Origin of the sequence: Desulfomicrobium macestii, assembly GCF_014873765.1 — a bacterium.
In the GTDB taxonomy this organism is placed as follows: Bacteria; Desulfobacterota; Desulfovibrionia; order Desulfovibrionales; family Desulfomicrobiaceae; genus Desulfomicrobium; species Desulfomicrobium macestii.
The window spans coordinates 47775-59785 of sequence record NZ_JADBGG010000004.1 but is presented as its reverse complement, the minus strand read 5'-3'; the positions used below and the strand labels follow the sequence as shown (position 1 = coordinate 59785).

General features: G+C 60.5%; 15 protein-coding genes. 8 read left to right on the top strand and 7 right to left on the bottom strand.

Annotated elements, in window-relative coordinates:
• Genes H4684_RS03795 through H4684_RS03775 form a run of 5 tightly spaced genes read left to right on the top strand, consistent with a single transcriptional unit; the run spans position 1 to position 2996 of the window.
• On the top strand, positions 1-393 hold the full coding sequence (locus tag H4684_RS03795) for a response regulator (protein WP_192622872.1): 393 nt from the start codon (positions 1-3) through the stop codon (positions 391-393).
• Positions 386-1012 carry a hypothetical protein gene (locus H4684_RS03790; RefSeq protein WP_192622871.1) on the top strand — a complete coding sequence of 209 codons (627 nt, stop codon included), beginning with the start codon at positions 386-388 and terminating at the stop codon, positions 1010-1012. The genes H4684_RS03795 and H4684_RS03790 overlap by 8 nt, the downstream gene beginning before the upstream one ends.
• 23 nt (positions 1013-1035) lie before the next feature.
• The gene (locus tag H4684_RS03785) at positions 1036-1419 is read left to right on the top strand and encodes a response regulator (protein WP_192622870.1); all 384 of its coding nucleotides are present in this window, start codon (positions 1036-1038) and stop codon (positions 1417-1419) included.
• Positions 1420-1425: 6 nt separating this feature from the next.
• Positions 1426-2574 (top strand): hybrid sensor histidine kinase/response regulator, encoded by a 1149-nt coding sequence (locus H4684_RS03780; RefSeq protein WP_192622869.1) that lies wholly within the window; start codon positions 1426-1428, stop codon positions 2572-2574.
• A gap of 2 nt (positions 2575-2576) precedes the next feature.
• Positions 2577-2996, top strand: a complete 420-nt coding sequence (locus H4684_RS03775) for a response regulator (protein ID WP_015774444.1) — start codon at positions 2577-2579, stop codon at positions 2994-2996.
• Positions 2997-3057: 61 nt separating this feature from the next.
• On the opposite strand, the gene H4684_RS03770 is transcribed toward H4684_RS03775, so the two are convergent.
• The 7 genes from H4684_RS03770 to H4684_RS03740 form a co-directional block, all read right to left on the bottom strand.
• A complete protein-coding gene (locus tag H4684_RS03770) occupies positions 3058-3417 on the bottom strand; it encodes a response regulator transcription factor (protein ID WP_192622868.1) in 360 nt (119 codons plus the stop codon).
• 76 nt (positions 3418-3493) lie between these two features.
• Positions 3494-3871, bottom strand: coding sequence for a NifB/NifX family molybdenum-iron cluster-binding protein (locus H4684_RS03765; RefSeq protein WP_092375189.1), 378 nt, complete (start codon positions 3869-3871; stop codon positions 3494-3496).
• Between the two features lie 27 nt (positions 3872-3898).
• Positions 3899-4771 (bottom strand): ATP-binding protein, encoded by an 873-nt coding sequence (locus H4684_RS03760; RefSeq protein ID WP_092188864.1) that lies wholly within the window; start codon positions 4769-4771, stop codon positions 3899-3901.
• Positions 4764-5633: an ATP-binding protein gene (locus tag H4684_RS03755; protein ID WP_092188866.1), complete on the bottom strand. Its 870-nt coding sequence runs from the start codon at positions 5631-5633 to the stop codon at positions 4764-4766. Before H4684_RS03755 ends, H4684_RS03760 begins: the two co-directional genes overlap by 8 nt.
• Positions 5634-5642: 9 nt before the next feature.
• The gene (locus tag H4684_RS03750) at positions 5643-6335 is read right to left on the bottom strand and encodes a DUF134 domain-containing protein (RefSeq protein WP_092188868.1); all 693 of its coding nucleotides are present in this window, start codon (positions 6333-6335) and stop codon (positions 5643-5645) included.
• Between the two features lie 84 nt (positions 6336-6419).
• On the bottom strand, positions 6420-6992 hold the full coding sequence (locus tag H4684_RS03745; protein WP_192622867.1) for a DUF134 domain-containing protein: 573 nt from the start codon (positions 6990-6992) through the stop codon (positions 6420-6422).
• A gap of 195 nt (positions 6993-7187) precedes the next feature.
• Entirely contained in the window at positions 7188-8168 is a 981-nt protein-coding gene (locus tag H4684_RS03740; RefSeq protein ID WP_192622866.1) for an ABC transporter substrate-binding protein, read from the bottom strand.
• A 456-nt stretch (positions 8169-8624) separates the two neighbouring features.
• On the opposite strand from H4684_RS03740, the gene H4684_RS03735 reads away from it, so the two are divergent.
• From H4684_RS03735 to H4684_RS03725, 3 genes are read left to right on the top strand one after another with little or no spacing between them, the layout of a single operon-like run.
• Positions 8625-9278, top strand: a complete 654-nt coding sequence (locus tag H4684_RS03735; RefSeq protein ID WP_192622865.1) for a CBS domain-containing protein — start codon at positions 8625-8627, stop codon at positions 9276-9278.
• Positions 9265-10059: an ABC transporter ATP-binding protein gene (locus H4684_RS03730; RefSeq protein WP_092188876.1), complete on the top strand. Its 795-nt coding sequence runs from the start codon at positions 9265-9267 to the stop codon at positions 10057-10059. The genes H4684_RS03735 and H4684_RS03730 overlap by 14 nt, the downstream gene beginning before the upstream one ends.
• Positions 10060-11964, top strand: coding sequence for an AMP-binding protein (locus H4684_RS03725; protein ID WP_192622864.1), 1905 nt, complete (start codon positions 10060-10062; stop codon positions 11962-11964).
• Positions 11965-12011 lie beyond the last annotated feature (47 nt).

The window sequence follows — 12011 nt, the reverse complement described above, 5'->3', positions numbered from 1 at the left end:
ATGGATATGAACACATGGAACATCCTGTTGGTGGACGATGAAGTCGATTTCATCGTCACCCTGGCCGAACGTCTGGAACTCAGAGGGGTCAACGCCCGCGTTGTCCATGACGGAGAATCGGCCCTCAAAGCCGTGGCCGACAATGTGCCGCAGGTGATCGTGCTGGACGTCATGATGCCGGGAATGAAGGGAATCGAAGTACTGCAGAAGGTCAAAAGCGAGCACCCGACGGTCCAGGTCATCCTGCTTACCGGGCAGGGCAAGACGCGTGACGGCATCGATGGCATGCGCCACGGCGCCTTTGCCTATCTGACAAAACCCCTTGATCTCGAAGAACTGATCCGAACCATCAACGAGGCCATCAATCCGCCGGAAGGAATTCAACATGTCTGAAATCCCGAAAGAAGCGCGTTTCATGGGTGCTGTCACGGCTCAGAACATGCACGAAATGCAGAACATTCTGGCCATCATCCGGGAATCGGCGGGCCTCATGGGTGACATCCTCAAAGTCAACTCCAGGGTCGATTTCAAGCACAAGCCCAACATGGAGCGCACCCTTGAGAACATCACCTTCCAGGTGGACCGTGGCAAGGGGTTGCTGGACGCCACCAGCCGGCTGGCCCATACGCCGGACGCGGATCTGCTCGAATGCTGCGACCTGACCGCCTACTCCAAGACACTGTCCCAACTGGCCGATCGTTACGTACGTTTGAAAGGCGCGGCCCTGACCCTCACGGCCCCGCCCAACGCCTTGCCCGTTTCCATGGGCGCCCTGCAGGTGCTCATGAGCGGTTACAGGGCGCTGCAGTGGGCAGTGGGTACGGGCACCAAAGAAGGCGTGCTGCGTGTCGGCCTTGAAGGCGGAGCAGATTTTCATGTCCTGACCATTTATCCCCCGGACGGGGTGAGTCCCGACCCGGACGGAGTCGCCGCCTTGGGGGCGATGCTTGCGCCGGGTCGAGTGGAGTGGGACGGCAGTTCGCTGCGGCTCTTTTTTCCCGTTCAGTCTTGAGATCACAATCGCGGTAGGAGCACATGGACGAACCCAGCATTTTGCTCATTGATGACGAAGAAGCTTTCGTGACCACGCTGCAAGAGCGGCTTGAGATGCGCGGATTCTCGGCCAAGGTGGCCCTTGACGGTCAAAGCGGACTGGACATGATCGCCGAGGATCCGCCCGACGTGATCGTGCTCGACCTGCGCATGCCGGGAATCAGCGGCGTGGAGGTGTTGCGCCGCATCCGCAAGCAGTGGCCCGGCCTCCCCGTGATCATGCTCAGCGGGCATGGCTCGGACATGGACTTTGAGACCTGCGTCCATCTAGGGGCGGCGATGTATCACAAAAAACCTCTTGATATCAACACGTTGATAGAGAGTGTCCGTACCGTGACCCAAGGCAACCAACATCCCCAGCGGTAAATCGATATGGTACGAGTCCTGGTCGTTGACGACGAACGCGATTTCACGGACCTGCTCTCCGAGCGGCTGCGCACGCGCGGCATGGAGGTCCGGACAGCGTATGACGGGCAGGGAGCCTTGGCGGTCGCGAAGGTCTTTGCACCGGAGGTCGTGGTCCTCGACATCACCATGCCGGGCATGAGCGGACTTGAAACCATGGACGCCCTGCGGGCCGAAAAACCTGCTCCGGAAGTGATCCTGCTCACGGCCGACACCACCCTGGGCACGGCTGTGGCCGGCATGAAAGGCGGCGCCAGGGATTACCTGACCAAGCCGGCGGACATAAACGTCCTGGTTGCGGCCATCGGGGAAGCCGAAGGACGGCGGATGGAAAACATGTCCAGGCAGCGCATGGCCGAAACGGCCAAGCTGGCCGCCATGGGGGAGCTGGCCACGGGCGTGGCCCACGAGATCAACAACCCGTTACAGGTCGTGCTCAATGAGGCGGGATGGATCGAAGAAATCCTGGATGACGTGGTTCTTGAGAACAACAGCCGAGAGCAGATTCTCGAATCCATAGACCTGATCCGGCGCCAGGGCCTGCGTTGCAAGGCCATCACCTCCAAGCTGCTGACCTTGAGGTGCGCCTTGGACGCTAAGGGAACGACCGCAAGTCTCCCTGAACTGGCGCAGGATGTTCTCGATGCACGCCGGAACCGGATCGAGCAGATGGGCGCAAGGGTCGAGCAGCTCTGGCCGGAACCGCTGCAAGGAATCCGCCTGCCGGATTCGGAGTGGAACCAGGTCCTGGGCAACCTCGTCGACAATGCCCTGGACGCGCTCGAATCAACGCCCGCCAAGGAGCGCCTGCTGCGTTTGCAGGGCAGCATCGAAGACGCCCGGCTGCGGATTTCGGTCCAGGATTCGGGCTGCGGCATGGAAGAGCATCTGCTGACACGAATTTTCGAACCCTTTTTCTCCACCAAGGAGGTGGGCAAGGGGATTGGACTGGGGCTGGCTATTTGTCACGGCATCATCGAGGCCATGGGAGGGAGCATATCCGTGCGCAGCACACCTGGGCATGGCTCAACCTTCACCATAACGGTGCCCATGGCCGTGCATGCACACAACGAACATAACGGGCCGGAAGAACCGGCATCTGCCAAGGAGGAATGAACATGAACAAGATGAAGCTTCTGATCGTGGACGACGAGAAGGATCTCTGCCGCATTCTCGCCGATCGCCTGAATATCCTGTATGGCGTGTCTCCGGATGTGGCCCACACAGGTGACGACGCCCTGGAGATGGTCAAGAAGAAAAGCTACGATGTCGTGGTTCTCGACATCGAGATGCCCGGCATCGACGGCATCGAAACCCTCAAACAGATAAAGGCCATCAACTCCAAGATCCAGGTCGTCCTCTTCACCGGTCACGGCAGCGAAGAGACCCGCCGCCTGGCCGAAGTCATGGGCGCCTTCAGCTATGTCGACAAGATCGACGGCCTGCCCAAGCTCGCCCCCATGATCGAAGGCGCCTTCCGTCTGCGCAAAGTGCTCGAAGACACCTACGCCGACGCGGCCATGAACGAGTACAACTAGACACGAAAAAGGGGGAGCGCGATTGCCCGCACTCCCCCTTCAAGTTTTCATCCGGCCTTTTTCAGCCCATTCCGTAAAGCACGCAAAGCAGATTCATGGCCTTGGCCCCGTCATCCCACTTCGGGTTCCCGGGCACGGCGCAAAGCACTCCGAGTCCTTCGCTGTCCTCGTGAAAATCTTCCTCGCTCATGTCCGTGATGACCACGGTGTTGAGCATGGCGTTGACGCGCAGCAAATCCATCACAAAGGCCTTGTAGTCCATCCCGGGCGTCATGGCATCGACCACGACAAGCTGCCAGGGCGGGGTCTGTGCACGGTTCAGTACATCTTCCGTGCTGTTCGCCCACTCGACATCGCCCCCCAGGCCCTGTGCGAAGTCGTGCAGGGCTTCGTTCCGATCGGTGACAATGACCACCTGCATGTCGATCTCCTTCAAAGATGCTTGAAAAAAAGGCCGAACGGTCTCCAACGGCGAAATCGTCCGGCCAGGAGGATGGCTATTGACCGCCGCCGCAGGTGTATTCCTGGGTGAAGGGCACCAGCGCGCCCTTCAGGAGCGCATCCACGGCCGTTCCGACACTCGGTGCGCCGGCGCCGTAAAAAACCTGGATGCCGACCTGGTTGAAACCCATAAGCGGACGCATGCCCATGCCGCCGGCAATGAGCAGGTTTACCCCGTTGCTGGCCAGATGATTGACGGGGGCCATGCAGCCGCCCTGGGCATGGGGGACGTTGGGGAGGGTGCTGACCTGAGCCACGGAACCGCCCTCTACGTCGATGATGGTGTACAGGTCGCAATGCCCGAAATGGGCGCCGACTTCTGCTTCAAGTCCGCCCGGGAGCGCCGAAGGGACTGCAATTCTTACTTTTTCCATGAACGTGTTTCTCCTTGTTCGATAAACTTATGAATGCAAAAGATCCGTGATGGTCCGCCACGCCTGCCGGACCTGCGTGGCGATGGCACTGTCTTCGCCCTCGGTAATGGCCTGCCGCCGGACCATGGCCTCGGTGACCGCCGTGTCATGAGGCAGCAGCGCAGCCAGTGTGTAGCCCTTTTCCTTGCACAGCGCACCAATTCGACTTGTTTGCTCTGGATTGAGGTCATGCTTGTTGACCACGACCGCGACCCTGGTGCGGAAATGATCGCACAGGCTGGCCACCCGCTCCAGATCGTGCACTCCCGATGGAGTTGGTTCGGTCACGACCACGGCCAGATCCGTCTGTGAAAGGGAAGCGATGACCGGACAACCGATGCCTGGCGCGCCGTCGCACAGGATGAGCTCAAGGCCGCGCTCTTCGGCGAGGACGCGGGCCTCTTTCTTCAGGCGCGAAACCAGAAGCCCCGAATTCTCCTGCCCTGGGAAAAGCTGCGCATGCACCATCGGACCGAAACGGGTCTCGCTCATGTAATGCTGCCCGCAGTGACGGGGGGGGAAATCTATGGCCTGCTCCGGGCAGAAAGCCACGCAGACCTTGCAGCCCTCGCAACGCAGCGGGGCGATGCGGTACACGTCACCGTCCTGATCGATGGCATCGTACCGGCACATGGATGCGCACAGGCCACAGCCCGAGCACTTTTCCGGATCGATGATAGCCTCGTGCCCGGAAATGAAGGCCTCGTCGCGAACGACGGCGGGATCCAGCAGAAGATGCAGATCCGGCGCGTCCACGTCCAGGTCGCAGATCACCTTGCTCTCGGCCAAATGGGCGAACGCGGCAGTCAGAGAGGTCTTGCCGGTGCCGCCCTTGCCGCTGATCACAACTACCTCACGCATTTCGGGCCTCCTTGGCCATACGCCGCAAGTCCTGGCCCAGCTTGACAAACAGTTCGCCCAAGCCCTCATCCATTTCGGCCAGGATCATCCCTTTGGAGTAATGCTCCGCGATGTCGCGGCGGTAGGGAATTTCGGCCAGGATAGGCAGGTTTTGGGCCGTGCAGAATTCGTAGACACGCTTGTCTCCCAGACCAGCCCGGTTAATGACCACGGCGATGGGCTTGCCGTAGGGGGAAAACGCCTCGAAGGCCAATTTGAAATCATGAAAGCCGAACGGCGTGGGCTCGGTGACCAGCACGATGACATCGCTGTCGGCAACGGCGCTCATGGCCGGGCAACTCACGCCGGGAGGGGCGTCGACGAGCACGTCCAGGGACCGCTCCTCGCTCTCTGCCCTCATGCATGAACGCACGTGCCGCATGAGCGGGGGGCTCATGGCCTCGCCGACGCGCAGCCGCCCGGTCAGGCACGGCAACGCGCCCCGGGCAACACCGCGTTCCATGACGCCAAGCTCGCGAGTTCCCGTGCCGATGGCGCCTTCGGGACAGATGGCCATGCATCCGCCGCAACCATGGCACATCTCCGGAAAGGTCATGATGGCCTTGCCCATGACCGCGATGGCCTTGAACTGGCACAGCTCGGCGCACTTGCGGCAATGCGTGCACTTGCTCTCGTCCACTTCGGGCACTTCGATGGTCACGACGTCGGTGTCCGTGACTTCCGGTTTCAAGAACAGGTGAAGATTTGGTTCTTCCACATCCAGATCAACGGCCATGAGAGGCCGGGACCAGGAAACGGCCAGAGAGGCCGTGACCGTGGTCTTGCCCGTCCCGCCCTTTCCGCTGGCAACCGAAACGATCATGATGGCACCCTATCTGTTTGGAGAGTCGGTGAATTCAACCTTGCCGGCCTTGAATGCCTCCACCGCATCGGCCACGGTGCCGCCGCTCATGTTATGGCCGATCTTGACACCGCCGCCCTTCAGCGCCGCAAAAGCCTTGGGGCCGACACTGCCGGTCAGAAGCACCGAGGCTCCGGCATTGATGATGTTTTCGGCGGCCTGGATTCCGGCCCCGTGGGACAGGGTCTGGGAGCCGCCGTTGTCGATGTACGTGGACTCCATGGTCTCAAGATCGACGACGACGAATCCCGCCGCGCGGCCAAAACGCGGATCAACGCGATCCGTCATATTCGGGCCTTCACTGGTAATGGCTATCTTGGTCATGCTAAGCTCCTTCTTGCGGGCCGCCACACGGTCCGGATTCAGTTGAAAACACGGCATCTGGGCATCATGGGCGATGTGCAGAGCCAATCCTTCCACCAGCGCCTTGGCCACGACGCGACGGGCATCTCCAAGGATGCGGCCGAAAGTGTGCCGGGAAACATGCATGCGCTCGGCGCCTTCCTCCATGCCAAGCCCTTCGTAATCGGACAGGCGCAGGGCTTCAAAACCATCCATGGACAGATAGACTTCCGTCAGTTCGCGCAGGGGAATTCCCTGCGGCTTGAAAAACGACGCCTTGGGGCATCCTTCGATGCGACGGCATTTCCTGGGTCGTGGCATGGCACCTCCGTTTTGCTCAAACGAGCATTTATTCCTCGGATTTCACGGTGTCAATCCCCGGCGAAGCCGGAGCCTTGTCGTCGGTCAGACAGGATCCGTCGCGACGGACCCGCCCCTGGCCGGCTCCACCCTGTCCGGCCCCACCCTGACCGCCTCCGGCGCCGCAACCCGGACGCCTGCCGCGACATCCACCGCCCTGCCCGCCCTGGCCTGCCCCGCCCTGACCGCGTCCGCCCTGTCCTCTTCCACCGCCGCCTTGTCCTGTTCGTCCTGGCATGATCGTTCTCCCTGCATTTGCCCCGCGCCCTTTGCGCAGATCTTGCCACGCAGACAACACGGAGTCGTTTCCTCAAAATCGGCGCCCGTCACGGTGTGCTCGCCCTCTATATCGATACGTATGACCCAGCCACGCGAGAGAGCCCGCGCCGTCTGGGTCCGGGCCTCTCCCAGGATGCGGCACAGCGTCGGCCTGGAGACCTGCATTCGTAAGGCTGCGTCCGCCTGACTCATACCCTCGCCGTCCACCAGCCGCATGGCCTCGAAGCCATCGAGCCCGATCACCACACCGTGCAGCCGCCCCATGGGCACGCCCACGGGCTTGAAAACCGTCACTTCAGGCACATCGGCCACAAATCTGCATTTTCTCCTGCGTCCCACGCGCTCTCCTTGTTTTATATTGAAATTATGTTCAAAATAGTCCCGCTATCACGGTCTGTCAACAGGCACGCGAATAAAACAAGGGGGACTTTGAAAAATGACAATCCAACCGGGATCGAATCGAAGAAGAAGGGGGCTGTCGTGAAAGGCAAGGCTGCAATGGAGGGGATATGAAAAAGAAGAAGCTGTGCGGGGTCAGTCCAAAAGAAGGGCGTTGCGCCGAATTTCCTCGGGAAGAAGAATGCCAAACCGTTCCAGTTGCTTGCGGCTGAAGTAAAATTGTCCCGCCCTGTCCGTCAGGAATGGAGCATTCTGAGGCGAAAACGTTCCTTCCAGAATTCCACGGGCTATCTCCCCGGCAAGGCGGCCATGCTCCGTACCCACCAGAACCAACGCTCCGGTGAAACCGTCTTCGCCGATAGTGTAATCCTGATTCGAGAAGACCGGGACCGGACTATTGGAGGATGTCCACGAAACCACGACCGGGATGTCGACATAGCCCTCTGAGCCTCGCACGGCGTGGAAGGTCGGCGTGAGTACAAAATCGTAATCCGAAGCCCCGCGAATCCGATCTTGCCAGTCGGCCCAGTCGGAAGCCACGTGAAATTGCACGTCCAGCCTTCCGACATGGATAGACGGACGGCCCTGAAAAACCAGATCGACGATGGAAACCGAGGTCAGGCTATTGTCCAACAGTACGAGAACACGGCGCGCCAGGGGCATGATTTCGGTCAGATGCCGCAACCAGGGGATCACTGGGGTGCGTTCCAACACTCCGGCCATGTTGCGGGGAAGTTGCGTGAAGTAGTTGCGCGGATTGTTGTTGATGCCAAAGTAGACAATCGGGATGCCCGTTTGCGCCACTCGCGGACCGAGCATGCTCAAGGCGTCGTCGTCCCCGAGCATGACCAGGTCAGGTTCGATGCTTTGAACGGCTTCCCAGGCCCTGCTGGCGCTCAATGCAAAATCAGATTCGGGAATCCTCTTGGTATCCATGAAGAAGGAGTGGACATCAAATCCCTCGCCCAGGGCCTGACGAATGCCTTCCTCGCACTGGGCGGTCCAGGCCAGCACCGGGTGATAACTCTCGATGATCAGAACCACTGGCGTCCGGGCCAGGGCGACCGATCCAAAAAAAACGAACACAAGGCAACACGCCACTCGGACACCCAACATAGACGCCTCCATTTTACTCCGGGCGCGACCAGCTTGAGGAGGTACCCGAGGGAGAGCTGCGGATATTCAATACTTTCAGGCAATGAATATTTTAGCAGTTCTGTATGGACAACGCAAGAAACGGTCTTTTCTTCACCACACTTCGCAACTTTTAATGCCAATGCAATAAAAGTTGCTCTTGGTTCACTGCGTCGTAGCCAGGGGACTTGATGCATCGCACCAAATATCCTCAATAAAAGTTGCTCACCCCCTCGCCCATTCTGCCAATTCCGCACCTTGACCAGTAAATTCGCCAACCGCGAAAAGTTTCCACAAATATAACACAACAACCTGAAATTGTACAATATTAATCCACTTCAATACATCATTCAACGCCGTTCTGGCACGAGCGAACCTTTTTGGCACGAACCTTTCTATTAGGAAAACATTCCCGCATACGACGAAAAAGGAGCAATCATGTTTGTCGGGCTTAAAATGCTTAAGAATTTCATAGCGATGCCACCGGATGCACTGGTCGAGGACGCGCAGCGGCTCATGGATGAGCAGCAACTCTGGATGCTGTTCGTGGTCAAGGACGAAAAACTGATCGGATACGTGCGCACCGAGGACATAAGCGCCGCCATGCCCTCGCTGGCCACGGGTCTGGACAAGCACGAGATCAACTATCTTCTGTCCAAGCTCACCGTCGGGCGAATCATGCGCACGGACATCACGCCCGTGACCCCCGAGACGGAGATCGAGACCGCCGCCATGCTCATGCACGCCAAGAACCTGGCCGGACTGGCCGTGGTCGATCAGGACGGCGACCTCATCGGCTACATCAACCGCACCATCATGCTTGAAGTGCTGGCCGAGGAAATGGGCTACGGCCAGGGCGGCTCGCGCATCGTCTTCGAGGTCGTGGACCGTCCCGGCGTGCTGCGCGAAGTCTCGGGCATCATCGACGCCATGGGGTATTCCATCATCTCCACCGGCACCTTCACGCACAGGGAACGGCGCATGGTCGTCATCCGCGTGGACACGCCCAACCCGTCGTCCATCGCGGCCGCCCTGCAGAAAGCCAGCTACGACGTGGTCGGCCCCGAGGATTTCAAGCATGAATGGCAGTAGCGCCCTGCTCGAAATCAAGGAGGTCAGTCTGACCTTCAAGAACGTGGCCGCCCTTTCGCGGGTCTCGTGCTCCGTTCAAAAAGGCAGCATCAGCTCTCTCATCGGGCCCAACGGCGCGGGAAAGACCAGCATGCTCAACTGCATCTCCGGCCGTTACACCCCGACCAAGGGCAAAATCAGCATGGACGGCCGGGAGCTTTCCGGCGTGCCCGCGCACAAGCGCACGGGCTTCGGACTGGCCCGGACCTTCCAGAACATCGCCCTCTTCCGGGGGCTCTCGGTCCTGGACAACCTCATGGTCGGTCGCCACTCACGCCTGAACTACGGGCTGCTGGCTTCCATCTTCTACCTGGGCAAGGCCCGCGCCGAAGAGACCCGTCATCGGGAGCGCGTGGAAGACATCATCGATTTCCTGAACCTCTCGCCCTACCGCCACCAGATCGCCGGGCACCTGCCTTACGGGGTGCAGAAAAAAGTCGAGCTCGGACGCGCGCTGGCCGCCGAACCCGAACTGCTGCTGCTCGACGAACCCATGGCGGGCATGAACCTGGAGGAAACCGAGGACATGGCCCGCTCCATCCTGGACATCAACGAGGAATGGGGCGTGACCGTCTTTCTGGTGGAGCACGACATGGGCGTGGTCATGGACATCTCCGACCATGTCGTCGTGCTCGATTTCGGCCGTGTCCTGGCCAGCGGCACGCCAGAGGCAATCCAGAACAATCCCAAAGTCATCAGCGCCTACCTCGGCGACGATGACGGCCTGTATAAGGGACGCTGAATGACCGCTCCGTACGATACCACCCTGCCAAGCCTGCTCCTTGAAAACAGCCGCAATCGTCCCGGCCGCACGGCCCTGCGCGAAAAGACCCTGGGCATCTGGAAACCCGTGACCTATGCCGAATACTGGGCCATCACCTCCGAGTTCGCCGCCGGGCTCAGGGCGCTGGGCCTTGGCCGGGGAGACATCATCGTCATCATCGGCGACAACCGTCCGGAGTGGCTCTGGGCCCAGCTGGCCATCCAGGGCCTCGGCGGGGTGTCCCTCGGACTGTACCAGGACTCGCCCGGCGAGGAGATCGGCTATGTCTTCGAGCTGTCCAAGGCCCGGCTGGTGGTGGCCGAGGATCAGGAGCAGGTCGACAAGATCCTGTCCATCCGGGACGATCTGCCGCTGCTGGAATACATCATCTATCACGATTCCAAGGGGCTGATCGGCTACGATGCGCCGGGACTCAAATCCTTCGATGACATCCGCAAACTGGGCCAGGACCACGCGCACGAATTCGAGCAATGGATCAAGGACGTCACCCCCGACGACACAGCGCTCATCGCCACCACCTCCGGCTCCACAGGACGGCCCAAGCTGGCCATGCTCTCGCACAGGAACCTTCTGTCCATGGCCTGGAATCTGGGCCTGTCCGATCCCAAACACGCAAGCGACGAGTTCGTGTCATTCCTGCCCCTGGCCTGGATGGGCGAGCAGATGATGGCCGTGTCCTCGGCTCTCCTGTTCGGCTTTTGCGTCAATTTCCCAGAGGAACCCGACACGGTGCAGGAAAACATCCGCGAAATCGGGCCGCACCTCATCTTCTCGCCGCCAAGAGTCTGGGAGAACATGGCCGCCAAGGTCCGGGTGCGCATCATGGAGACAACCCGCTTCAAGCGTTTTCTCTTCAACATCTTCATGCCCATCGGGCTCAGGTACGCAGGCACCGTGCTGCGCGGCGAAACGCCGTCCGCGGGCCTGCGCATGGCCAACAGGCTGGCCGACTGGGGGCTTTTCAGGGCCCTGCGCGACCGGCTCGGCTTCTCGCGCGTGCGTTCGGCGTCCACGGGCGGCGCGCCGCTTGGCCCCGACACCTTCACCTTTTTCCACGCCCTGGGCGTGAACCTGAAGCAGATCTACGGCCAGACCGAGATCGCGGGCATTTCCTGCATCCACCGCGACGGCGCGGTCAGTTTCGAATCCGTGGGCGAACCCATAGCCGAGACCGAGATCCGCATCGCCGAAGACGGCGAGATCCTGTCCAGAAGCGCGGCCGTGTTCAAGGGCTACCTCGGCAACGACGCCGCCACCGCCGAGACCGTCACCGACGGCTGGCTGCACTCCGGCGACGCAGGCTTCTTCAAGGACAACGGCCAACTGGTCATCATCGACCGCCTCTCCGACGTCATGACCACGGCCAGGGGGGTGCGTTTCTCGCCCCAGTTCATCGAAAACAAGCTCAAGTTCTCGACCTACGTGCAGGAAGCCGTGGTCCTCGGCCACCAGCGCGACTTCATCACCGCCATCATCTGCCTCGACGGCGACATCGCGGGCCGCTGGGCGGAATCCAGGGGCCTGACCTACACCACCTATCAAGACCTGGCGGCCAAGCCCGAACTCTACGACCTGATCGAATCCGAAATCCGGACCATCAATCCGTCATTGCAGCCCGGCACCGAGGTCACGCGCTTCGCCCTGCTCTTCAAGGAGCTCGACGCCGATGACGGCGAGCTGACCCGCACGCGCAAAATCCGGCGCAAGGTCATCGGGGAGCGTTACGCGGAGCTGATCCATGCACTCTACGACGGCACGGACAACACGGACCTGTGCATCGCCATCACCTACCAGGACGGGTCGCACCGCGAAATGACAGGGGCCATCTGCATCCGCGACGTTACGGATGGGGGAATGTCATGATGGAGACGAGGATGGAAACGGAACTTTACGGAAGATGGATCCCCGCC

Coding starts and splice junctions, on each gene's coding strand:
- H4684_RS03785 (WP_192622870.1), top strand. CDS start 1,036: ATGGACGAACCCAGCATTTTGCTCATTGATGACGAAGAAGCTTTCGTG.
- H4684_RS03790 (WP_192622871.1), top strand. CDS start 386: ATGTCTGAAATCCCGAAAGAAGCGCGTTTCATGGGTGCTGTCACGGCT.
- H4684_RS03795 (WP_192622872.1), top strand. CDS start 1: ATGGATATGAACACATGGAACATCCTGTTGGTGGACGATGAAGTCGAT.
- H4684_RS03755 (WP_092188866.1), bottom strand. CDS start 5,633: ATGATCGTTTCGGTTGCCAGCGGAAAGGGCGGGACGGGCAAGACCACG.
- H4684_RS03750 (WP_092188868.1), bottom strand. CDS start 6,335: ATGCCACGACCCAGGAAATGCCGTCGCATCGAAGGATGCCCCAAGGCG.
- H4684_RS03760 (WP_092188864.1), bottom strand. CDS start 4,771: ATGCGTGAGGTAGTTGTGATCAGCGGCAAGGGCGGCACCGGCAAGACC.
- H4684_RS03775 (WP_015774444.1), top strand. CDS start 2,577: ATGAACAAGATGAAGCTTCTGATCGTGGACGACGAGAAGGATCTCTGC.
- H4684_RS03780 (WP_192622869.1), top strand. CDS start 1,426: ATGGTACGAGTCCTGGTCGTTGACGACGAACGCGATTTCACGGACCTG.
- H4684_RS03725 (WP_192622864.1), top strand. CDS start 10,060: ATGACCGCTCCGTACGATACCACCCTGCCAAGCCTGCTCCTTGAAAAC.
- H4684_RS03770 (WP_192622868.1), bottom strand. CDS start 3,417: ATGCAGGTGGTCATTGTCACCGATCGGAACGAAGCCCTGCACGACTTC.
- H4684_RS03730 (WP_092188876.1), top strand. CDS start 9,265: ATGAATGGCAGTAGCGCCCTGCTCGAAATCAAGGAGGTCAGTCTGACC.
- H4684_RS03735 (WP_192622865.1), top strand. CDS start 8,625: ATGTTTGTCGGGCTTAAAATGCTTAAGAATTTCATAGCGATGCCACCG.
- H4684_RS03765 (WP_092375189.1), bottom strand. CDS start 3,871: ATGGAAAAAGTAAGAATTGCAGTCCCTTCGGCGCTCCCGGGCGGACTT.
- H4684_RS03740 (WP_192622866.1), bottom strand. CDS start 8,168: ATGTTGGGTGTCCGAGTGGCGTGTTGCCTTGTGTTCGTTTTTTTTGGA.